Source organism: Chryseobacterium sp. C2(2020) (genome assembly GCF_014218915.1).
Lineage (GTDB): Bacteria > Bacteroidota > Bacteroidia > Flavobacteriales > Weeksellaceae > Chryseobacterium > Chryseobacterium mucoviscidosis.
The window spans coordinates 1-23,608 of the sequence record NZ_JACLCT010000026.1 but is presented as its reverse complement, the minus strand read 5'-3'; the positions used below and the strand labels follow the sequence as shown (position 1 = coordinate 23,608).

Below are 23,608 nucleotides of genomic sequence, written 5' to 3'. Positions count from 1 at the left end.
GATAAAAATCGAATAAATTCTAATGCTATCCTCTCGCTCTTTCAAGCAGCGTCATCATAAGCAATGAAAGAATGACCAGGCTTTCTTCTTCGTCATCAATGTCAACCAGTCTGTCCAGTTGAAATCTTCTTCCGAAGAAAGACGGCATTTTTTTCAGTTTAAAATAAGCTTTTCCATCTATTCCGGCTACGGTGTAGGAAGGATTTAAGAAATATCCGGTAAACATTCCGATCACAGGAATTTCGCTCACCATTCCGTCCAGAAACTTTGTCCATGCGTTGTCTTCTGTGATGGTAAATTTCTCTTTATCGTTACTGTCCAGAACGTTGTAAGTCGATTTCCAGAAAGAACGCATCCCTTTTCTCGCCAGTCTTCCAAAGCTTCTTCCTGTCGCTATTTCAGTTAAAGAATAAGAGGCGTTAAAATCAAGCCATCGATCGGCTTTGATTCTGAAGAGTTCTTTAGACTTGCTTTCATCATTAAAAATGATAACGTCTTCTTTCAGTTTGAACATTTTCTGACGCACATAAGCGACGTAATTTCCGTTTTTGTCTGTAATATTGAAATCACTTGCCAGTGTTGAAATTTTAAATTTAAAATCCAGTGGATAGTTTAAATTGTTAAGAACCATTGAGTTTTATTTTTTTAAGTTAATATTTGGATGATCAAATATAAGGTTTTTAATCTGAGCTTAGAAAACGGAACTGTGGAAATGGATGATTATTAAAAAGATTTAAAATTTATTTTTAGGCTCTTAACATAAAAACAACAGGTAGTAAACTGTCAACAATTATCATTATTTTTGTTCTATGGATTACCCGAGTAAAGTTTTAGCGAAAGCAGTGGATGAAATTGGCGGATTGCCCGGTATCGGAAGAAAAACGGCTTTGCGTTTGGCATTACATTTATTGAAACAGCCCAATTCCAGAGCAACAAGTCTTGGAAATTCCCTCATTAATCTCGTGAACGAAATAAAATACTGCAAAGAATGTCACAATTTTTCAGATTTTGAGATTTGTGAGATTTGCAGCAACGAGAAGCGAAATGATGAGGTGATCTGTATTGTGGAAGATGTACGCGATGTAATTGCTATTGAGAATACGGGAAAATACACAGGGAAATATTTAATTCTGGGGGGTAAAATCTCGCCGATGGAAGGAGTAGGACCCAATCAGCTAAACATTCCGAGCATCGAAAAAAAACTGAATGACGGAAAGGTGAAGGAGTTTATTTTTGCTTTGAGCGCAACGATGGAAGGCGATACCACGGCATATTACATTTACAAAAAGTTTAAAAATTTTAATGTGAATTTTTCCAGCATTGCAAGAGGAATTTCTGTAGGAGATGAACTGGAATACGCAGATGAAATTTCTCTGGGAAGATCGATTATGAACAGATTGCCTTATAACGAAGGAAATTCTTAAAAATTAAAAGAAAAATACTTCATGGAAGCTGCATTTTCAAATATCCCAATATCAGAAAAACTGAAAACCTACAGTTTGGTCTGTATTTATCTTGCTGTAAATTCTCTTTTTATCATTAAATACGGAGAACAGTATAACATCCCGCTTTTGGCAGGATATCTTATTATATTTTTCGGATTGGGTTTCTTTTATCTAAAATTTCATTTCAAAGAATTTTTTTATAAAACGGCTTTTTTCCTGGGAATATTTTTCTTCTTTCTCATTAGTATTTATCTGAATTACAAAGTGGATGGAAATACGCTGAATGTTGATCGCTGGTCGGCAATGGAAGTCGGGATAAAGGCTGTTTTCAACGGACAGTATCCTTACAACATACCGGATCATATGGGAAGAGAATCTTCCAATCTGCCGGTTCTTATTGTTTTTGGGATGCCTTTTTACCTGCTTTTCGGAAGTGTAGGCTATCTGCAGTCTTTTTCTTTCCTGCTTTTTGCTTATTTAATTTTTAAAATTTTTTCGGATTACAGGCAGAGACTGGCTGTATTAATATTGCTTTTCCTTTCGCCAAGTTATTTGTGGGAACTATATGTTAAAAGTGATTTGTTTTCCAATTTTATCATCATTGTAGGATTTGTTTATTTAATTTGGGAAAAATTCATCAAAGAGAAAAAGATAAATTCTACGGTTGTATCGTTTTTATCTGCTTTAATTTTACTCACGAGGCTTTCCATAGTTATTCCGCTGACGGTTTTATTGTTTAAAAAGTTTGTTGATTTTTCAATAAAAGAAAAACTGCGCTTTACGGCTGTTTTTTTAGTTACAGCGATTGCAGTCTGTTATATTTTCTTTCACAATGCACCAGATTTTGATGTTTTCCTGAAGCACAATCCTTTTGCTATTCAGGGAGCAAAACAACCTTTGATATTAAGTATTTCTTATATTGTTGCAGGCTGTATACTTTCATTTAATGTAAAATCTTTTTATGAAACTCTGTTTTGGTCAGGAGCTTTACTGTTTATCTGTGTTTTTGTCCCGTTTGCGATGTTTTTTGCAGAATATGGCTATGAAAATATGATCGTTAATTCATATTTTGATATCAGTTTTTTCAATATGTCGATGCCGTTTGTAATGAGCGCTTTAATTTTGAGCATTTTTAAAAATAATATAAAAGTATAGATGGTTTCCGTAATTATTCCGATGTATAATGCTGCACAATCCATTGTTTCTGCTTTGGATTCTGTGAAAAATCAGACTTTTCCTCTGGAAAAATTTGAAATTATCATAGTGAATGACGGTTCCACAGACGAGAGTGTTTCTAAGGTTACAGCTTACATTAAAGATTATTCTCAGCTTAATATAACTTTATTGCATCAAAAAAACGGAGGCGTTTCAAGCGCAAGAAATACAGGTTTAAGAATCGCAAAAGGAGATTATATTGCTTTGCTGGATGCCGATGACGAATGGGATTCCACGAAAACGGAAAAACAGATACAGTATTTTGAAAATAGTAATCTGAAAATAGATTTTCTTGCCACGGCGAGAAATAACAATAAAATTCTTTTTCCGTACCGTATAAAAAATGGTCTTGCAGAAATTACCTTTAAAAAGCTTTTGATAAGAAACGAAGCACAGCCTTCTACGGTAATGTTCCGAAGAAAAGTTCTGGAAAATACAGGATATTTTGATGCCGAGCAGCGGTATGCGGAAGATGTAAACTACTGGATGAAGGTTTCCCTGAAAAACAAAATGTACATTCTGAATGAAAGTCTGGTTCTGGTAGGCAAAGGAAAAAGAAGTTTCGGGGTTTCGGGTTTGTCTGCAAATCTTCCCGAAATGGCAAAAGGTTTTAAAAAGAATCTGAAGGAAATGTATGATTTAAAAGAAATAAACTTTATTCAATATACCACATTTAAGCTTTTTTATAAAGCAAAATATTTACTTTTGCTCCTTCGGACTTTTTATTATAATTTAAACAGAACAAAATAAACATTTCACAAGTATCAAATGAAAATACTCATCACAGGAGGAGCCGGATTTATTGGAAGTAAGTTGTCTTTAGAACTTAAGAAGAAGGGGTATGAAGTTACGGTTCTGGATAATCTTTCTTCTCAGATTCACGGAGAAAATCCTGATGAGGATTCCCCTTTGTACAGAAATATTTTAGGGAATGTAAATTTCATTAAAGGAGATGTAGCTCATTTTGAAGACTGGGAAAAGGCGATTGAAGGGCAGGATGTTATCGTTCACTTTGCGGCAGAAACCGGTACCGGACAATCCATGTACCAAATCGAGAAATATACGGATGTGAATGTTTCCGGAACGGCAAAAATGCTGGATATCCTCGTAAATAAACCCCATCAGGTAAAAAAAGTGATTATTGCTTCTTCCAGAGCGGTTTATGGAGAAGGAAAATATCTTCATCCCGAATTGGGACTGATTTATCCAAGACCCAGAAATGTGGAAGAGATGCGAAAAGGAAATTTCGAAATTATTTATCCGGACGGACAAATTCTTCGTGCTTTGCCAACGGATGAAGAGTCTAAAATACATCCGACTTCCATCTACGGAATTACAAAATATACACAGGAACAGATGGTAATGACTGCCTGTTCTTCTATGGGAGTTGCTCCGGTTGCGCTGAGGTTTCAGAATGTTTACGGAGAAGGACAGTCTCTTCTAAATCCTTACACAGGAATTTTATCTATTTTTTCGTCCCAGATTCTTAACGGAAATGATATTAATGTTTTTGAAGACGGAAACGAATCCAGAGATTTCATTCATGTGGATGATGCCGTGGAAGCAACAATCCGTTGTATTGAAAATGATGCGGCGAACGGCGAAGTTTTCAACGTGGGGACTGGGGTTTCTACCGCAGTAACTACGGTAGCGGAAAATTTCAGAAAATTCTACAATGTCGATTTTGAAATTAATGTTTCCGGGCAGTTTCGTCTGGGAGACATCAGACATAATTTTGCAGACATCAGCAAAATAAAATCAAAATTAAATTTTCAGCCGAAAATATCTTTTGAAGAAGGAATGTCTAAGTTTACCCATTGGGTTCTGCAACAGAATATTCAGGATGTAAAGTTCAAAGAATCTCTGGAAGAAATGAAAGTAAAAGGACTTTTAAAATGATTGCTTTAAAGTGTAAAAAAATACTTTTTCTGTCAGTCAGTTTTTTTAAATATGAAAGAGCCATAGCAAAAAGACTTTCTGAACTGGGTGCTGAAGTGGATTTTTATGATGAAAGACCTTCCAATTCCAATTTTTCGAAAGGAATAATCCGTCTGAACAAAAGATTCTACCATCTTAAAATAAACAATTATTATAACCGGATTCTTGACGAAATTAAAGGCAAAAAATACGATTATTTCTTCCTGATAAAAGGAGAAGCTATTCCTGTTTTTTTTCTTGAAAAAATAAAGAATGATAATCCCGGAATGGATATGATTTACTACAATTTTGATCCATTGACGGAATATCCCAATCTGATTGAAAATCTTAAATATTTCGACAAAAAGTTTACGTTTGAATACAATGATTCGGTAAAATATAACATAAGCTTCAGACCTTTGTTTTATGTGGATGAATATAAAAGTTTACAACAGTATTCTCAGAAACCGGAATATGACATTGTTTTTATCGGAAGCGCTCATACGGATCGTTATATTGTAGGAGAAAAGATCAGAGTAATGGCAGATCGGCTGAATCTGAAATCTTACTTTTATTACTATGCAATGGGAAGAATCGCATTCCGACTGAAAAAGATGATTGATAAAAACCTGAAGCAGTTTGACATTACAAAAGTAAGTTTTGATAAACTGAATCATCATCAGATCATCGATTTTTACAAAAAAACAAAATCTGTCCTGGATATTAATAAACCATTTCAGAATGGCTTAACCATAAGAACCTTTGAGGTATTGGCTTCGGGAAGAAAATTAATTACCACCAATTCGGATATCAAAAATTATCCTTTTTACTGTCCTGAAAATATTTTGGTGATCGATCGGGAAGATATTCAGTTGAAACCTGAATTTTTTGTATCAGATTTTAAAGAAATAGATCAGGAAGTTTTATATAAGATGTCTTTGGATTCCTTTATAGACTGTCTTTTTGGAGAAGATCAGAATGATTACTGGAATTCTTTCAGAAATAATTAAAGTAAAATTCCACCGGTATAAACCACAAAAAAAGCAACTCGATCGAGTTGCTTTTTATATATGTAAAAATAAAATTTACTTACTTTGTTGGCGCAGGAGTCTGAGCCGGAGTAGTTGTTGTAGAAGCAGCAGGAGATGAAGATTGCTTAGCCGGAGCTTCTTTTTTTGCAGGCGCCTGAACCGGAGCTGTTGCCGAAGGCTTCCCTGTAATTACAACGCTTAAAAGAATAAGAACGATAATTGTTCCTCCTAAAGTCCATGTTGCTTTCTCCATAAAGTCGTTGGTTCTTTGTACTCCAAACTGAGCAGAAGATGCTCCTCCGAAAGTACTGGAAAGACCTCCTCCTTTAGGATTTTGAGCCATAACGATGATAACCAATAAAATACTGGCGATCATAATAAGAACCATCAATAGTATAAATATAGAATCCATTAATTTGATATCTTTTTGAATGGGCAAATTTAATCTTTTTTTACCGAATGACAAAGAAAGATATTATAAATGTTAACAAAAATAAAAAACGGCAACAACTGTTGCCGTTTTTTCTGTAAAAACAGAAGGTTTTTATTTAAAATCAGAATCTTTCGCCTGATTCACTTCGTACGATTTTACGTTCATTGTCATATCCATTCCCATTTGGCTTACGGTAATGGTATAAGGCATTTTCACGCCTGCAACATCTTTGTAATCTGAGTATGTTGTAGGAACAGTCATGGTTTGTCCCATCGCTTTTACTGTTTTTGTTTCTCCGGTTTTAAGACCTGTTTTTACGCTGTAATAGTAAGTGTTATCACCATTTTTTACAGCATAAGAATCTTCACCGCCGATTTTTTCAATTCCTGCAAGTTTGTAGTCAGCAGATTTTGCAAAACCAAGCTCTGGGAAAAGTTCAGTATTTTTAAGCTTTTCAGCAATTTGCTCAGGCTTCATTTCCACTTTTTTCCCCATTTGTTCAGAATATCCTGTCTTTCCGTCGAATACCTGTTTCTGAAGAGTCTGTCCCATACCTGTCACAGTAGTAAGTTCTTTTCCTCCTTTCGCTTTCATCATTTTCAGATCGATATTCTGTCCCTGCATAGACATGGAAGCATTTACGGTGTAAGAAGAAACTTTATCGATGTTTGCTTTTCCTCCAATTGCGTTGATGTATTTATCTGCAACAGAAGCAACAGTAACTCCTGCATCCACTTTCTGTGTTGTTGGTTTTGCTACAGGATTGGCTTCTTTATCAAAATATTTTACCGGATATCCTAATTTTTCCAGACCTTCAGAAATATCTGCTGCTTTTCCGGCAATGAAAATTCTGCTCTGGTTAGGAAGAATAGTAGATTTTACAGCATTAGAAACATCGGCAGCCGTTACTTTATCAATAGATTTCAGATAATTGGTATAAAAATCATCAGGAAGATCCTGTACTTTCTGGTTTAAAGCAAATCTTGCAATGGTCGCAGGCTGCTCCAGAGACATGATGAAAGAACCTTTCAGTTTAGCTTTTGCATTTTCAAGTTCTTCAGGCTTAACGGTAGAAATCGCGTTAAGTTCATTCATAAATTCCTTTACTGCCTTATCCGTAACTTCATTTCTTACACTTGCGCTTGCAGAAAACTGCGGAGAATATTTGCTTGCGCTAAGATTGGAGTATGCACCGTAAGTAAAACCGTTTTTCTCACGAAGGTTCATGAAAAGTCTTGCTTCACCGCCACCACCAAGAATGTAATTGGCAATCGTTGCAGGGAAGTAGTTAGGATCTTTCATTTTCAGCGTGTTCAGGTTGTTCAAAGAAACTACAGACTGTACCGCAGAAGGAACATCTACAACATTAATTTCCGTTTTAGCAACATTAGAAGCCGGTTCTAAAGGAGAAATTGGAGTATTTGCTTTTTTCCATCCACTGAACGCTTTTTCAACCATAGGTTTTACCTGATCGAATTTTACGTCTCCAACAATTACCAGATAAGCATTGTCCGGAGCGTAATATTTTTTGTACGTATTCTGTACATCAGCCAATTGAATTTTGTTGATTGATTCTACTGTTTCAAATTCTCCTCTTGATGTATTTTTACCATACATTAAAGCGTTAGAAACCTTTGAAGCAATAGAAGAAGCATTTTTCTCTTCAGATTTTAAACCTTCAATTGCTCTGTCTTTAGAATTCTGGATCTCTTCAGCAGAAAATTTAGGATTGATGATCGCATCTGCCATCAGGTTAAGAACCTGAGGAAAATATTTTGAAAGTGAATTTGCCGCAGCTCCGTTAGAAGAAAAGTTTAAGTTCGCTCCAAGATAATCCACCTTTTTGTTGAATTCATCCTTGCTCATGTTAGTGGTTCCGTTTTCGAACTGTTCTGCCATGATTTCGCTTACGCCTGCTACACTTCCTTCATAATAAGGCGCTCTGTCCATACTAAGACTTGCGCTTACTCTCGGAAGTTTATTGTTTTCCACCACCATTACCGTAAGTCCGTTGCTTAGCTGGAAAGTTTTTGGCTTTGCAATGTTAATGGCCGGAGTTGGTCCCGGTTTTGGCATGGCATTAAGATCTATCTTTTGTGCTGAAACCATTCCTGCGAAGAAAAATGCTGCAGCTATATATGTTAATTGCTTTTTCATTTGTAAAAATTTAATTTTTAATAATCATTTTAACCTAAATACCGGTAGATTACTTCTTCTCAGGTACGTAATTAATGATTATTCTTTGGTTGGAATTAAGATACTTTTTAGCTGCATTCTGAAGATCCTGTCTTGTGATGCTTCTGTAGATATCAATTTCTTTGTTAATCAGGTTTGTGTTGCCCATCAAAACGTGGTTGGTTGCCAGTGAAGCAGCAATCCCCTGAATATTGGAATTAGAATTTACAAACTGGTTTTCAAACTGGTTCTGAAGCTTTTGATAATCTTCTTCAGAAATTAAAGTCGTCTGCAGTTTTTTGATCTCTGCATCAATGTCCGCCTGCAAAGTAGCCTTTGTTGTTTGTCCCATTGGGATCGCAAAAAATGCAAAAATACCGTAGTCTTCAAGACCTTGGTTGAAAGCCTGAACCTGAAGCGCTTTTTTATCCTGATCTACTAATTTTTTGTATAAAACAGAAGATTTTCCGCTGCTTAAATAAGAAGAAAGCATATCTAAAATGTAAGCATCTTTCTCTTTATTACCCGGCGTTCTGTAAGCAAATACATAAGCAGGAAGCTGAATATTCGGATCCGTAGCCGTTACTTCTTTTTCCTGAGTGATAGGAGCATCTTTCGGGAAATCTTTCGGGTAAACTGTTCCTTTTGGAATTCCTCCGTAGTATTCCTTAATCCATTTTTTAGTCTGTTCCGGCTTAATGTCTCCTGCTACCACCAAAGTAGCGTTGTTTGGAACATAATACTTTTTATAAAATGCCTGAAATTCTTCTAATTTCGCAGCATTAAGATCCTCCATAGAACCGATTGTAGGCCAGTTGTATGGGTGATTGGTAAATAAATTTTTCTGTACTGTTGTGAAAAGATTTCCATAAGGCTGGTTATCCATTCTCAATCTTTTTTCTTCCTTTACAACCTCTCTTTGAGTATCCACACCAACCTGATTAATCACCGCATGGCGCATTCTTTCAGCCTCCATCCAAAGACCCAACTGCTCGTTGTTTGATGGGAAAGTTTCGTAATAATACGTTCTGTCGTTCGTTGTGTTAGCGTTGTTTTGTCCTCCGTTTGAAGAAACTATTTTAAACCAGTCACCTCTCTTGATGTTAGGTGTTCCTTCAAATAAAAGATGCTCGAAGAAGTGTGCAAAACCTGTTCTTCCTTTTACCTCGTCTTTTGCACCTACGTGATACATTACCCCTGTTGTTACAACCGGAGCCGAGTTGTCCTGATGAAGAATTACGTGAAGACCGTTTGGTAAGTCATACTCTTCGAATTTAATTTGTTGTGCATTAAGAGCCATTCCGAAGAAAGCCGCTGCAGCAACAGAAAGAAGTCGCTTTTTCATAAAGTAGAAATTGTTTTGTCAATTAGTTCCAAAAATACATTAATTGTTACATTATAATCAAAATAAAATTAGCTTTAAAAGCACTTCTTTGAAATAAAATTTTATTATGTTAAAAAGTGGTATCATATTTTCAGTGAAAGTTTAGAATAAAAATTAATTTTGTAAAACAGAAACCATTATTGTAATGAAAAACTTTTTAGACCAGAATATCTCTCATGAGTCGCTTAAAATATTATTCAGTCAGGCTCCGGTAGCGATGTCTTTGCTGATGGGGGAAGATTTTATCATCAGTAATGCCAATCAGCAGATTCTTGAACTCTGGGGAAAAGATGCATCCGTTATAGGAAAAAAACTCGAGGAAGTACTTCCTGAAATAAGACCACAGGGAATTTTCGAAATATTAGACAATGTTTACAGGACAGGAGAAGTTTTTAAAGGCAATAAATGGTCGGTTTTTTTAGAAAAATTCGGAAATTACGAAGAACACTTTTTTAATTTCATTTATGCACCTGTGTATAATGAGGATCACAAAATTACCGGAGTAAGTGTTGTAGCCACAGAAGTTACCGAGCACGTTATTTCCGAGCAGAAACTTTTGGAAAGCGAATACCGTTTTGAAGATCTTATCAGACAATCGGATTATTCCACCGCTATCTATCATTCAGAAGATTTATACATAGAACTTGCCAACGACAGGATGCTGAAAACCTGGGGAAAAGATGCCTCCGTAATAGGAATGAAGCTCGAAGAAGCACTTCCCGAACTGGAAGGACAGCCATTTATCGGCTTATTAAAAGAAATTTTTAAAACAGGAAAAACCTATTCTGCAACAGAAGACCCTGCAGATCTTGTAGTAGACGGCAAACTTCAGACTTTTTATTACAACTTTTCTTATAAACCGCTTAAAAACTCCAATGGGGAAGTTTATGCGATCCTTAATATGGCAGTAGATGTTACAGATCTTGTAAAAGCCAGAAAAGAAGTACAGGAAAGTGAAAAAAAATACAGAGATCTTGCGGACTCTATGCCTCAGTTTGTCTGGACCTGCGATAAGCATGGCAAAATAACTTACATGAACGACAATTGGTACAAATACATGAAGTTCAAAAAAGAAGAAGATGCCAATGACGCCATTAAAAATATCATAAGACCTGAAGTTTATCCTGATATTTTAAAAATCTGGGAAGAAAGTGTAAAAACAGGGAAACCTTTTGAAGTAGAATATGAATTTTCGGATCCCGATGACCCAGAAGTTTACCGCTGGTTTCTGGGAAGAGCGGTTCCCAATCTTAATCCCGACGGAGAAATACATCAGTGGATCGGAACTTTTACCGATATAGATGATTTTAAACAACTGCAGAACCAAAAAGATAACTTTCTGGGCATAGCCAGTCATGAACTTAAAACTCCACTTACCAGTTTAAAACTCTACACCCAGTTTATTGAAATGAACCTTAATAAAAAAGGCGATTATAAAAATGCAGAGGTGGCAAAAAGAATGAACGACCAGATTGATAAACTGACGGAGCTTGTAAATGATCTTCTGGATGTAACCAAAATTCAGAAAGGACAGATCCAGCTTAATGAATCTGATTTTGATTTTGATCAGCTTGTGGAAGATATTGTTGTAGAACAGCAGATGACGGCAAGACACAAAATTATCTTCAAGAAAGGCGAGATCGGGAAAGTAACCGCAGACAGGCACCGTATTTCTCAGGTGATGAGCAACCTCATCAGCAATGCCATTAAATATTCTCCTGATGCAGATGAAGTGATTGTTTCTACTCAGGTGAAAGATAATATGATAAAATTCAGTGTGAAAGATTTCGGGATCGGAATTCCCGAAGACAAACAGCATAAAGTTTTTGAGCAATATTACCGGGTAAGCGGAACAAAAGAACATACCTTTCCGGGTTTAGGATTAGGACTTTACATCTCCTCGGAGATCATCAAAAGGACAGGCGGAAAAATTTATGTTCATTCCGTAGAAGGAAAGGGGTCTGATTTTTGCTTCGAAATACCTAAAATTAAAATATAAAACATGTCTACACAAATTTTAGTCTTGGATGATAGTCCTGCAATTGTTGATTCTATTGAGATGATGATGGAGCTTGAAGGACTTACCGTTGCCAAGTTCTATAAAGGATCGGATATGCTCGATGCACTGAATACACAGCCTAAACCGGATGTTATCCTCATGGATATGTGGCTTTCCGGAGAAGATGGAAGAGATATATGCAGAACCATAAGAGCCGATGAAAATTTAAAAGATATTCCGGTGCTTATTATGTCCGCAAGCCGAGGACTGGAGCAGTCTGCACTCGATGCGGGAGCCAACGATTTTATCGCAAAACCTTTCGATATGGGAGATATGATTTCCCGTGTGAGAACGTATATTAAATAAAAAACAGATTTTCTTGAAACATCAAAATCCAAAATTTGAATTCTCCATATAATACACTAATTTTGTGTTCCCAAAAATTTTTTGCAGCATGGAGGATTATCTGAAAGGACTTAATGAATCACAATTTGAAGCCGTTACCACATTACAGGGACCATTAATGGTTCTTGCAGGAGCGGGTTCAGGAAAAACGCGTGTACTTACCATGCGGATTGCCCATCTCATTACCAACGGAATCGATCCTTTTAATATTTTGGCGCTTACCTTTACCAATAAGGCAGCAAAAGAAATGAAAGAACGTATTGCAAAAGTTGTGGGACAGAGCAATGCAAGAAGTCTCTGGATGGGAACCTTCCACTCTGTTTTTGCAAGAATTTTGAGAAATGAGGCGCATTATTTGGGATATCCTTCCAACTTTACCATTTACGATCAGCAGGACGCATTAAATGTCATCAAAAAAGTGTTGAAAGACATGAATATTGATGCCGATCTGTATAAACCCAAAAAAGTTCAGGCAAGAATTTCGACCTATAAAAACAACCTCATCACCGTAAAAGCTTATTTCAACAATCCTGAATTGATGGAAGCCGATGAAAAAGCCAATATGAAATTTATCGGGCAGATTTACCAGCGGTATGTAGAGCAGTGCTTCAAAAACGGATCGATGGATTTTGACGATTTGCTGTTAAAAACCAACGAATTGTTAACCCGTTTCCCTGAAGTGTTAGCAAAATATCAGGACAGATTCAGATACATTCTTGTGGATGAGTATCAGGATACGAACCATTCTCAGTATCTTATCGTTAAAGCTTTAGCCTCAAAATTTGAAAATATTTGTGTCGTGGGAGACGATGCACAGTCGATCTATTCCTTCCGTGGCGCGAATATCTACAATATTTTAAACTTTAAAAAAGACTATCCGGATGCAATGACGGTTGCTTTGGAGCAGAATTACCGTTCTACCCAGAATATTGTAAATGCTGCGAATGTAGTGATCGCCAAAAACCTTCAGCAGTTCAAGAAAAATGTTTTCAGCGAAAATGAAGAAGGAGAAAAGATCAAAGTATACCGTTCTCTTTCCGATGCCGATGAAGCGAATTTCGTAGCCGGAAACATCTGGGAAACCAGAAACCGTGAGCAGAGAAAATACAGCGATTTTGCCATTTTATACAGAACCAACTCTCAGACGCGTGCTTTTGAAGATGCGCTGAGAAGAAAAAATATTCCTTACAAAGTCTACGGAGGTCTCTCTTTCTACCAGAGAAAAGAAGTAAAAGATCTCATCGCTTATCTGAGACTTTTAGTCAATGAAAACGATTCTGAAGCGTTGATGAGAATCATTAATTATCCGGTAAGAGGAATTGGAGAAACCACCCAGAATAAACTGACTGTTTTTGCAGATGCTCAAAATGTTTCCATTTCACAGGTTCTCGATAATTTGCCAATGTATTCACCGCATTTAGGATTAAACAACGGAGTTTTAAATAAACTGAACGACTTCTGGTCCATGATCAAAGCCTTTCAGGTACTGCTGAAAACGGAAACTGCGTACAGTGTTGCGATGGAAGTGGCAAAGCGAAGCGGACTGATTAAATTTTTAAAAGACGATCAGACTCCCGAAGGAATTTCCCGTGTAGAAAACGTTCAGGAATTAATGAACTCGATGCAGGGTTTCATTGAAGAACAGATGCAGCTGGAAGACGGAGATCCGAGTTTACCGAATTTCCTTGAAAACATTGCCCTTTCTGCCGATACGCAGGATAAAAACAATGAAGAGGATATGGTATCGTTAATGACGATTCACCTTTCAAAAGGTCTTGAATTTCCGGTTGTACATTTGGTAGGGCTTGAAGAAAACCTTTTCCCAAGCTTTATGAGTTCTTCCACAAGAGAAGATCTGGAAGAAGAAAGACGTCTCTTCTATGTTGCTTTAACAAGAGCCGAAAAGCAGGTGTTTTTCTCTTATGCCGTTTCGCGTTTCCAGTGGGGGAAAATTACCGATGCGGAACCTTCAAGATTTTTAAGTGAAATTGATGAAGAATATATCGAATTTGTAAATCCTGCAATTGAAAAACGTTTTATCAACAATTCCGGCATCAAATCCAATATTTTTGATGAACATCCATCGGAAATGAGAAGTTTCAAAAAGGTGGAAAAGAAAACCATCGAAAGAAGCGACAGCTCAAAACCGATTGCAGAACCGCGCAAACTGAAACCTGTAAGTACGGCAAAAATCATCAATCCGAGCGGAGCTTCTTCTCAGGATATCGAAGTGGGCGATAAAGTAAGACACGACCGTTTCGGAATCGGAGAAGTGACTTTCCTCGATGGAACAGATCCTCAGAATATCAAAGCCAAAGTAGTCTTTCAGCATGAAGGCGAGAAAAATCTTATCCTGAAATACGCGAAACTCACTAAGATCTAAAATTCATTTCAACTTTAAAAAATAGAAGATGACAATATTCATTTTCTGCATTCTTTTAGTCTATTAATTTTGTGGACTAATAAATATAATTTACATTTGCACTTTTAAAACATGAATTTAAAGTGAGGAATGTATGAAGAATAAAAAAACTATTTTTTCGGCATCGGTATTATTTTTCCTGGGAACATTTGCATACGCACAGGAAAAAGATACAGTAAAAACAAACAACTTAGAGGAAGTTGTTATTTTGGGATCAAGAGGCGGAGCAAGGTCTAAAGTAGACAGCCCGGTTCCGGTGGACGTTTTCAATATCAAAGAATCTTCGGTTATTTTACCGCAAACAAACGTTGCACAAATCCTTAATTTCATTGCACCGTCGTTTACATCAACCATACAAACCAATGCAGACGGAACCGATCATTTGGATCCTGCACAGCTCAGAGGGTTGGGTCCCGATCAGGTTTTGGTTCTGGTAAACGGAAAAAGAAGACACACTTCCGCGTTAGTCAATGTAAACGGATCTCCTGGAAGAGGAACAGTAGGAACCGATCTTAATGCCATTCCGTCTTTTGCCATTAATAAAATTGAAGTCTTAAGAGACGGTGCTTCTGCACAGTACGGTTCGGACGCCATTGCCGGAGTCATCAATTTAGGACTGAAAAGAGATACCGGAAAACTGACGGGACAACTAAGCTATGGCGGAAATCTTACCCCGACAGCCAACGATCATACAGGAGATTTTGACGGACAGAATATTCAGGTAGACCTTAATTACGGAAATAAAATCGGAAAGAAAGGCGGATTTTATAACATTACGTGGACATCCCAGTTCAGAAATCCTACCTACAGAGCGGGAACAGAAAGCGGAAACATTTTCAATGCTTACAACGCGATTGAACAGCGTGCTTTAAATAACGGCGTGAATCTTTCATCCCTTTTCACGAATATTAACAATACTCCGAATTCCCAACAGTTCATCAATTATATTCATCAGTATGCGCAGGAAGTCAATTATTTTTCTCCGACGTTACAGAACCAGATTCAGTCGGCGAATACAATTTCCGCATTACAGGGAATTTTAAATACGAATGTGACAGATCAGGAGCTGGCTTACAGAGGTTTGTCCAGAAAAGATTTCAATATGCAGGTGGGACAGTCTAAACTGAATAACCATCAGCTTTTTGCCAATGTAGAAGTTCCTCTGAACGACAACTGGAAAGTTTATACTTTTGGCGGATACAGCTTCAGACACGGAAATTCGGGAGGGTTTTTCAGAAGACCTAACCAAAGCAGAACATTTACAGGATTGTATCCCAACGGTTATCTGCCGCAGATCGGAACAGACATTCAGGATCTTTCTTTGTCCGCTGGAATTAAAGGAGACTGGAAAGGCTGGAATATCGATTTCAGCAATACTTTCGGACAGAATTCCTTCAGTTATGATATTAAAAATACCGGAAATACTTCTTTAAGATTTAATTCTCCGAATGAATTTGATGCAGGAGGTTTAAGATTTTCCCAAAATACAATCAATTTAGATTTTTCAAAGAAATATGATGTCTGGAGCGGAATCAACGTTGCCTTCGGAGCAGAACACCGTTACGAAAATTTCAAAATAACAGCAGGAGAAGAAGCTTCTTACGCTACATATGATGTTTCCGGAAATCTCTGGACCGGAAATACAGTTCGTCCGACCGACTTTTTCGGCGCTTCACTTCCGGGAGGCTCTCAGGTTTTCAGTGGATTTAAACCTGAAAACGCCGTGAATAAAAACCGACAGGCAATTGCGGGATACGCAGATGTTGAATTCAATTTTACCAACTGGTTATTGGCAGATGCAGCCGTGAGATATGAAAATTATTCAGATTTCGGTTCTACATTCAATTATAAATTAGCTTCAAGAATCAAAGTAAATAAAGACCTTAATTTCAGGTTTGCAGGTTCTACAGGATTCAGAGCACCTTCCATTCATCAGATTTATTATAACGTAACATCAACTTTGTTTACAAACGGACTGCTTCAGGAAGTGGGAACGTTCAGCAACGATTCCGAAATTGCTAATTTGTTGGGAATTCCAAGTCTGAAACAGGAAACTTCAAAATCTGCAAGTGTAGGATTTACCTATAAAATTCCTTCGGCAAAACTTACACTTACTGCAGACGGATATTTCATCAGAATTGATAACAGAATTCTTCTTACCGGTCAGTTTGCAAGATCTGCCGTTTCTCCGGCAGCGCAGTTGATTTACGATGCCGCAAGAGTAAATGCCGTACAGCTTTTTACTAACGCCATAGATACTGAAACCAGAGGACTGGATATTGTTCTTGCGCATAATGCAAAATTCTCCAACATCAAACTGGATAATAATTTTGCGATCAATCTTAACCAGACCAGAAAAGTCGGAGCCATCCATTCATCCGGATTATTACAGTCTTCAAATCTGGAAAATGTTTATTTTTCCGAAGCATCGAGAGTGTATCTGGAAGAAGCGGTTCCCAGAGTAAAAGCCAGCTTATCCAATCAGCTTACTTGGGGAGATGCTATCTTCTATCTCAGAAATACTTACTTCGGAAAGGTAACGAGTCCCGATATTATTGATACAAACGGAGACGGTGTCATTTCTCCGAACGAACATCAGGAAATTACAGATAAAATCATAACCGATGTTTCTCTTGCTTATCAGTTTACCAAAAATATAGGACTTACTGTTGGAGTCAATAATCTTTTTGACATTTATCCAACGAAAAACCTTCCTGCTTCTTCCAATAACGATCAGTTCGTTTACTCACGATCAACTTCACAGTTTGGGCAGAACGGAAGATTTGTATTTTCAAGACTTAACTTTAATTTTTAAGTCATTTTTATGATTGTCCGTAGTTTGTCATCATTGAAAAACCTTTGAGATCTTTGCTGAGTGAGTAGTTTATGCTGAGCTTGTCGAAGCACCTTTGTGAACTTAAAAACAGTTGGTATATAAAAGAATCTTTGTGATTCTTTGCGTTAAAAAGCAATATGATTAATAAAGGACAATGAAATTTTTTTAATTCTCAATCTGAAATGAATCCGGTTTTTCCGGGTTCATTTTTTATTTGGCTGAAAGACAATTTGTATCTTTAAACCATAAAAGTTATACAATGAAAAGGATTTTGCTATTTTTACTTCTTACCCTGTTTTCCACACCGCTTTTTTCTCAGGAATACCGCACCGAAAACAATATTCGTTATTATGATGAAAAAACCAATAAATCCGATGCTTACATCAATGAAAGATGTGTGCTGGATATTTATATTCCGAAAAATGTGAAAAATTTTCCTACGGTGATCTGGTTTCACGGCGGAGGATTAACCGGAGGTGAAAAGGAAATTCCGGAAGGGCTTAAAAATAAAGGAATCGCAGTGATTGGAGTCAATTACAGACTCTCTCCGAAAGTTAATGCCCCGAAATACATTGAAGATGCAGCCGCAGCAACAGCATGGGTTTTTAAGAATATTAAAAATTATGGAGGAAATGAAGATCTTGTCTTTATTTCTGGACATTCTGCGGGAGGTTATCTTGCCATTATGGTAGGTTTAAATAAAATGTACCTGAACAAATATGGAATTGACGCCAATAAATTTGCCGGAATTATCCCTTTCAGCGGACAGATGATCTCGCATTTTACCACAAGAAAAGAAAGAGGAATTGATGAACTGGATGCCAGAATTGACGAATATGCACCGCTGCATTTCATCAGAGCAGATGCACCGCCTTTGTTATTAATTACCGGAGACCGCGAGAAAGAACTGCTCGGAAGATATGAAGAAAACGCTTATATGGCGCGAATGATGAAGCTGAAAGGTCATAAAGAAACTACTTTATACGAGCTTCAGGGTTTTGATCATGGCGGAATGGCGCACCCCGCTTTTCCTTTGCTTATCAACGAAATTAAAAGAGTGGAAAAGGGCAGGAGATAGGATGGAGGTAGGAGGTTAGAAGATGGAAGATGGAAGATGTATGGAGTAGGTTGGAAGCGGGAAGCAGGAAAATTTGATGTTAATAAATATACATACAGATTTTAAACTTCCCTCCTCCAGCTTCTAACTCCCATCTTCCACCCTCCAACTTCTCGCCCAATTATTTTGCAAAGTTTTTTATTTTTTCTTTCTTTGAAGCGAAAATAAAATGATTTCGAACGATGGGTATGTTTTACAACAATGCGGTTTGTGATATTTATATAGGAAAAAGTGCAGGAGCTAAAATGATGCAGGACATCAGAAATGCTCAGAGAAATGTGAAAATTGTTTCCCCTTATCTTTCTCCTTTTTTAATTAAAGAGCTGATTTACCTTCATTCCAGAGGAATTAAAATAAGATTGGTTACCAGCGATGAAATCGAAGATTTTTACGGCTACGACAAGAATATTCACAAACTGATTATTCAGAATAAACACGTTGACGAAAAGGCAAAACAGACAAGAGACAATCTGGTAAGTCTCTCCGGAACGCTGTTATTTGCCATGATCGGTTTGGGCGTGGTTTTGCTTCCGTTGATGTATCTTTTAAACAATTTTAAACTTGCTTACGGATTTATTATTGTCATTTTAATGTTTTTAATAAGAGATTCCATCGTTAAAAAAATAAAAAAGACAAAAGTGTATCATTACAGCTACAAACAGCTTTTTCCCTTCAAGGTTTTTGTCTCTCCGAATAGCGGAAATTCTACCAATAAAACCTTCATTCACAGTAAAATTTATATCATTGATGACGAAATTGCTTATTTAGGTTCTTTAAATTTCACAGGAAGCGGCGTGAAAGACAACCACGAAACCAGAATACGAACGACCGATCCGGAAGCTGTTGCTAAAATCATCGAAGAAGTAAAAGAAATTTTTTATCATTCCAATCTTCCGGAAAGAGATATTCAGTTTTGGGGAAGTCAGTTGTATAAAGAACCGGATAATTAATTTTGTTGATAGTTGATAGTTGATAGTTGATAGTTGATAGTTGATGATTGATGATTGATGATTGATGTGCATTGGATTAAATTTTTAAGCAAAAAATTTACAATTGACAGCAGAGCAAATTCACCATTCACTTTAATTAATCACTGCATTTATTTTCTGCCACAAAACATCATCAAAATCCGAAAGAGCAAGATTCACATTGTCTGCAGCATCACCCATTCTGATGATGACGAGTTTTTTGCTTGGAACGACATAGATTTTTTGATCATTTTTACCTAAAGCACAAAACATGTCATCCGGTGCACTCGGAATCAATTTTCCGTTGAACTGAAACTGAGTCTGCGGCATATGATAACTTGTCTTTCCGTTCAGCCACCACAGATAACCGTAGGCTAAATTGATACTTTGGGAAGTATTTGTCGCACTTTGAAAATAATTCGAGTTGATGATCTGTGTTCCGTTCCAGTTTCCGTTGTTTAAAGCCATCAGTCCGAAACGCGCCATACTTCTCGTTGTACTCCAGTACACACTGTTGTCGCCGCTTTGAATCCAGTTTCCCGTCATCCCGATTTTATCCCTAAGTTTGGCATTGAAATATTGTGACCATGTTTGTCCTGTTGCTGCGGCAACCACATCCTGAAGTTTTACATAGACATTGTGATACGCCCACCGTGTTCCTGCATCGGCTTTGTACTGTAGATTTGCAGGACTTACATTATCTCCGAGACTATCGTCCAATCCGGAAGTCATCGTCAGTAAATTCCGGCAGGTAATTAAATTTTCTTTTGCCAAAGGAGCGCTTGTCCAGCCGGTTCCGATGTATGTGGAAACTTTATTGTTGATATTGATAAATCCTTCCTGTTCTGCAATTCCTGTTACGGTAGAGGTTAACGTTTTTCCGGCACTTGCCCAATACCAAGGGGTAGTAGAAGTATGTCCCGAAAAATAATTTTCCATAACGATTCTTCCATTTTGTAGGATCACAAAACTTTTAGAATGTTTGGTTTCCAGATATGTCAGAAGATCCTGAACTTTGTCCTGATGCCAGTTTAATGCAGAAAGAGATTTGGTTTCCCAGACATCACTGTTGGAAGGAGGAAAGTACATGGCTTCCGTTGTAGAAACCGTATTGGCTGTATCAGAAGAGGGTTCCGTAATATCATCAGAAGAACTGCAGGATAATGCTAAAAAAGAAACAGCAGAAACAGAAAATAGATTTTTTATTTTCATACGAAATTAGTTTAAATTCTAATTTTTAGATCATCATAACAAGGAATAGTTAAAAACCTTTCATGAAAAATGTTAAAAAGATCTTCAATTGCAATTTAAACTAATTTCAGAATTAACCGCAAAAGATGCAAAAGATAATAATGGAGCGAATTTTCAGAATAAACAAAGTACTCAAAAGAATAAAAATCAAAGATTTTTAAAAACTATTGTGATCTTTTTCTTTTAAAATCAGCACTTTGAATAAGGATTATTTTATCTTTTGTACCTTTTTTGCTTATATAAAAAGGTTAAATATTCTTTGTAAAAAAGCAATTTTCTTCAATTAGAATTTAAACTAAAACTTGAATAGACTAATTTCAGAATTAACCGCAAAAGATGCAAAAGATAATAATGGAGCGAATTTCCAGAATAAGCAAAGTACTTAAAAGAATAAAAATCAAAGATTTTTAAAAACTATTGTGATCTTTTTCTTTTAAAATCAGCACTTTGAATAAGGATTAGCTTATCTTTTGTGACTTTTGTGGTTATATAAAGAGGTTAAATATTCTTTGTTGAAAAGCAAATTATTTTCAATTAAAATTTAAACAGAAACGTTTTACTTTTTGTGCGCATCAATAAAACGGATCATGTCATCCGTAAGCTGATCCATATATTTTTTATCAGTTGTTCCGAAACCATGCGTTCCGTCTTCTACCACGACAAGTTCAGTTTCTATATTTTGCTTTTTCAGCTTTTTTACCAGTTTTTTAGAATGACTCAATGGCGCCACCTTATCTTTATTTCCATGAAGAATAAAGGTCGGAATTCCGTTTTCCGTCTCATTGATCGGGGAAACCGTTTCCAGATAATCTATGGCTTTTCTTTTTTCATCATTAATATCGTACCCTGAAATTCCGTAAACCAGTTTCTTTCTGATCTCAACAATTGGCTTAAAGAATAAACCGACAATAGACACCGGAACTTTTCCCAGTCGTGTATGAAGAAGTTTATTAATATCAGTCGGTCCGAAATTATCAACCACATAATTCACCTTTGCCGAATAAGAAGATAATTCAGGGCTTCCCAAATATTCATTATCATTCGTGTAAGCAGCCATCAGAGCAAGATGCGCTCCCGAAGAAGCTCCAAAAAAACCTATGTTATCGGGATCAAAATGATACTGATCTGCATTTTTTCTTACCCATCGCACCACATCTTTGGTATCCTGAATCGGCAGCGGAAAATGTACGGTTTCGCTTACAAGGGTGTAATCGATGCTTACAACAGCATAATTTTTTTCAACAAGCTTTAAAATGAAATTTTCGATATAATTGTTGGATCTTACTACTTTATCACCTTTTGCCCATGCTCCGCCGTGGACATAGATTACCACAGGAAGTTTTGTGGAACCCGCGTTTTTCGGTTTGTACAGATCCAATTTGATGGGATTTCCGGAAGCATCATTTTTATACGTAATATTTTCTGAAAAATCCGTTTTTTCGGGAAGAAGAACACTTGGCGGTGTCGGAGTTCCTTCGATCGGACCCTGAGAATAACTCAACGTAAAAAAGCTGAAAAGAAAAATAAAAAACAGGCTTTTGGAAAACCTGTATGCAGTATTGTCATTCGTAAATTTCATAGAATATTTTTTTGAGGGTATTATTTTACTAACTCCTCAAAAAGCCTACCAAAAGTATCTTCCAGATTTCTGGATTTTCCGGGATGAGGTCTCGAAGTCTGGATCACAGAACTTCTTACGGCAGTCAGCCAACGGAATCTTTCAGGAATTTCAAGCTGTGCAATCGGTCCTCCGTCTTTTGCGCCGTCTGCAATTTTTTTGAAGCTTTCCAGATTCTGGATCACATCTTCATAGTCTATTTTACTTCTCATTAACTTAAATTTATCCGGACAGAGATAAAATTCCACCTTAATGAATTTTTCTTTTTTTGAAAACATAACCAGTCCGATATTGAAAAACTCTTCTCTTTCAACCTTCGGAACCAATCGTATTACCGCGTATTCGTAGATTTTATCCTCTTGCATTTTTAGCTTCGTTTAAAAAGATTTCAGAATGTTCTAATCGGGTCTTCAGGAAGTTGAAATAGATTTCACGGATTTCTTCCGGCGTTTCTTCCGCATCATTCCAGTGCAGCCAGTCTTCGGGAATGATATTCACAATTTCTCTGAATACCTTTTCGTTCAGTACTTCTTTGGCAAACAGATCGGCTTCATCCAGCTTTGATGCCTGTGGAAGCAAAACATGGTCTTTTACATATTTAAAAGGTGTTTTTGCTGCCGCATCAAAATTCTGCCATGAGTGATGAAAATAAAAAGAAGCTCCGTTATCAATAATCCAGAGCTCTTTATGCCACATCAGCATATTTGTGTTTCTGAAAGTACGGTCGATGTTTGTGATAAATGCATCCAGCCAGACGATTTTCGAAGCGAGAAGCGGATCGATCTTCACACTCGGATCATAAGTAATGGAACCTGAAAGATAATGAAGTCCCAGATTTAGACCTTCGGAATTTTTCAAAAGATCCTGAATTTCTTCATCGGCTTCGGTTCTTCCGAAATCCACATCAAGATTCACAAAAACAAGCTCGGGAATTTTCAATCCTAAAATTTCTGTAATTTTTCCGCCGATCAGTTCAGAGATCAGCATTTTTACTCCGTGACCTGCTCCACGAAATTTCAGAACATATTTAAAATCATCATCTGCTTCTGCCAGAGCAGGAAGAGAACCTCCCTCCCGAAGCGGCAGAATATAACGCATGACGGTTACCTTTCTTAAATCCAACATAAGGCAAAAATAAGATATTCCTTTGTGTTTATTTCTATTTATACTATTTTTAAGTAAAAATTGACTGTTTCGAAATTATGATTCTAAATAAACCATAGCGGAATGAAAAATCTAAATATAAATTTCCTGAACGATGCCCGCATCTATTAATGCTGTGTCGGAATAACAAAAAGAGTTTTTAATACATTATTATAACGTGAACTCGACGCTAAAATATTGAATTATATTTAGTTTTCCTTGCCATCTATGCATTTATCCAGTTCGGGA

General features: G+C 36.8%; 19 protein-coding genes. 11 read left to right on the top strand and 8 right to left on the bottom strand.

Translation table 11 applies throughout. The features are described 5' to 3' along the window. Positions 1-25 precede the first annotated feature (25 nt). Positions 26-631 (bottom strand): hypothetical protein, encoded by a 606-nt coding sequence (locus H6W52_RS14600; RefSeq protein WP_116099003.1) that lies wholly within the window; start codon positions 629-631, stop codon positions 26-28. A gap of 178 nt (positions 632-809) precedes the next feature. Between H6W52_RS14600 and recR the strand changes: the two genes are divergently transcribed. The 5 genes from recR to H6W52_RS14575 are packed head-to-tail and all read left to right on the top strand — an operon-like array spanning position 810 to position 5,587. Beyond that, positions 810-1,424 (top strand): recombination mediator RecR, encoded by a 615-nt coding sequence (gene recR, locus H6W52_RS14595; protein WP_116099004.1) that lies wholly within the window; start codon positions 810-812, stop codon positions 1,422-1,424. A 21-nt stretch (positions 1,425-1,445) separates the two neighbouring features. Next, positions 1,446-2,600, top strand: coding sequence for a hypothetical protein (locus H6W52_RS14590; RefSeq protein WP_116099005.1), 1,155 nt, complete (start codon positions 1,446-1,448; stop codon positions 2,598-2,600). Then, entirely contained in the window at positions 2,601-3,410 is an 810-nt protein-coding gene (locus H6W52_RS14585; protein ID WP_116099006.1) for a glycosyltransferase family 2 protein, read from the top strand. It abuts the gene before it with no gap. A gap of 18 nt (positions 3,411-3,428) precedes the next feature. Beyond that, on the top strand, positions 3,429-4,559 hold the full coding sequence (locus tag H6W52_RS14580; protein ID WP_076395747.1) for an NAD-dependent epimerase/dehydratase family protein: 1,131 nt from the start codon (positions 3,429-3,431) through the stop codon (positions 4,557-4,559). Continuing rightward, positions 4,556-5,587, top strand: a complete 1,032-nt coding sequence (locus H6W52_RS14575; protein ID WP_116099007.1) for a lipopolysaccharide biosynthesis protein — start codon at positions 4,556-4,558, stop codon at positions 5,585-5,587. Before H6W52_RS14580 ends, H6W52_RS14575 begins: the two co-directional genes overlap by 4 nt. 79 nt (positions 5,588-5,666) lie before the next feature. On the opposite strand, the gene secG is transcribed toward H6W52_RS14575, so the two are convergent. The 3 genes from secG to H6W52_RS14560 all read right to left on the bottom strand — a co-directional run bounded on the left by secG (position 5,667) and on the right by H6W52_RS14560 (position 9,561). Further along, positions 5,667-6,020 carry a preprotein translocase subunit SecG gene (gene secG, locus H6W52_RS14570; protein ID WP_087707753.1) on the bottom strand — a complete coding sequence of 118 codons (354 nt, stop codon included), beginning with the start codon at positions 6,018-6,020 and terminating at the stop codon, positions 5,667-5,669. 132 nt (positions 6,021-6,152) lie between these two features. Next, the gene (locus tag H6W52_RS14565) at positions 6,153-8,198 is read right to left on the bottom strand and encodes a M16 family metallopeptidase (RefSeq protein ID WP_116099008.1); all 2,046 of its coding nucleotides are present in this window, start codon (positions 8,196-8,198) and stop codon (positions 6,153-6,155) included. Positions 8,199-8,247: 49 nt separating this feature from the next. Next, positions 8,248-9,561: a M16 family metallopeptidase gene (locus H6W52_RS14560; protein ID WP_076395751.1), complete on the bottom strand. Its 1,314-nt coding sequence runs from the start codon at positions 9,559-9,561 to the stop codon at positions 8,248-8,250. Between the two features lie 184 nt (positions 9,562-9,745). Between H6W52_RS14560 and H6W52_RS14555 the strand changes: the two genes are divergently transcribed. The 6 genes from H6W52_RS14555 to H6W52_RS14530 all read left to right on the top strand — a co-directional run bounded on the left by H6W52_RS14555 (position 9,746) and on the right by H6W52_RS14530 (position 19,329). Continuing rightward, a complete protein-coding gene (locus H6W52_RS14555) occupies positions 9,746-11,599 on the top strand; it encodes a PAS domain-containing sensor histidine kinase (RefSeq protein ID WP_185216771.1) in 1,854 nt (617 codons plus the stop codon). Positions 11,600-11,602: 3 nt separating this feature from the next. Continuing rightward, positions 11,603-11,965 carry a response regulator transcription factor gene (locus tag H6W52_RS14550; protein ID WP_108410490.1) on the top strand — a complete coding sequence of 121 codons (363 nt, stop codon included), beginning with the start codon at positions 11,603-11,605 and terminating at the stop codon, positions 11,963-11,965. A gap of 88 nt (positions 11,966-12,053) precedes the next feature. Continuing rightward, positions 12,054-14,387: an ATP-dependent helicase gene (locus tag H6W52_RS14545; RefSeq protein WP_116099011.1), complete on the top strand. Its 2,334-nt coding sequence runs from the start codon at positions 12,054-12,056 to the stop codon at positions 14,385-14,387. A gap of 133 nt (positions 14,388-14,520) precedes the next feature. Beyond that, positions 14,521-17,241 carry a TonB-dependent receptor plug domain-containing protein gene (locus tag H6W52_RS14540; RefSeq protein WP_116099012.1) on the top strand — a complete coding sequence of 907 codons (2,721 nt, stop codon included), beginning with the start codon at positions 14,521-14,523 and terminating at the stop codon, positions 17,239-17,241. Positions 17,242-17,521: 280 nt separating this feature from the next. After that, positions 17,522-18,340, top strand: coding sequence for an alpha/beta hydrolase (locus tag H6W52_RS14535; RefSeq protein ID WP_116099013.1), 819 nt, complete (start codon positions 17,522-17,524; stop codon positions 18,338-18,340). 227 nt (positions 18,341-18,567) lie between these two features. Beyond that, positions 18,568-19,329 (top strand): phospholipase D family protein, encoded by a 762-nt coding sequence (locus H6W52_RS14530; protein ID WP_157967261.1) that lies wholly within the window; start codon positions 18,568-18,570, stop codon positions 19,327-19,329. 132 nt (positions 19,330-19,461) lie between these two features. Here H6W52_RS14530 and H6W52_RS14525 read toward each other — a convergent pair whose 3' ends face one another. The 4 genes from H6W52_RS14525 to H6W52_RS14510 form a co-directional block, all read right to left on the bottom strand. Then, a complete protein-coding gene (locus H6W52_RS14525) occupies positions 19,462-20,559 on the bottom strand; it encodes a serine hydrolase domain-containing protein (RefSeq protein ID WP_185216769.1) in 1,098 nt (365 codons plus the stop codon). A 595-nt stretch (positions 20,560-21,154) separates the two neighbouring features. Beyond that, entirely contained in the window at positions 21,155-22,177 is a 1,023-nt protein-coding gene (locus H6W52_RS14520; protein ID WP_116099016.1) for an alpha/beta hydrolase, read from the bottom strand. A gap of 20 nt (positions 22,178-22,197) precedes the next feature. Further along, on the bottom strand, positions 22,198-22,581 hold the full coding sequence (locus H6W52_RS14515; protein ID WP_116099017.1) for a DUF3037 domain-containing protein: 384 nt from the start codon (positions 22,579-22,581) through the stop codon (positions 22,198-22,200). Next, positions 22,568-23,341 (bottom strand): HipA family kinase, encoded by a 774-nt coding sequence (locus H6W52_RS14510; protein ID WP_116099018.1) that lies wholly within the window; start codon positions 23,339-23,341, stop codon positions 22,568-22,570. The genes H6W52_RS14515 and H6W52_RS14510 overlap by 14 nt, the downstream gene beginning before the upstream one ends. Positions 23,342-23,608: the final 267 nt, after the last annotated feature.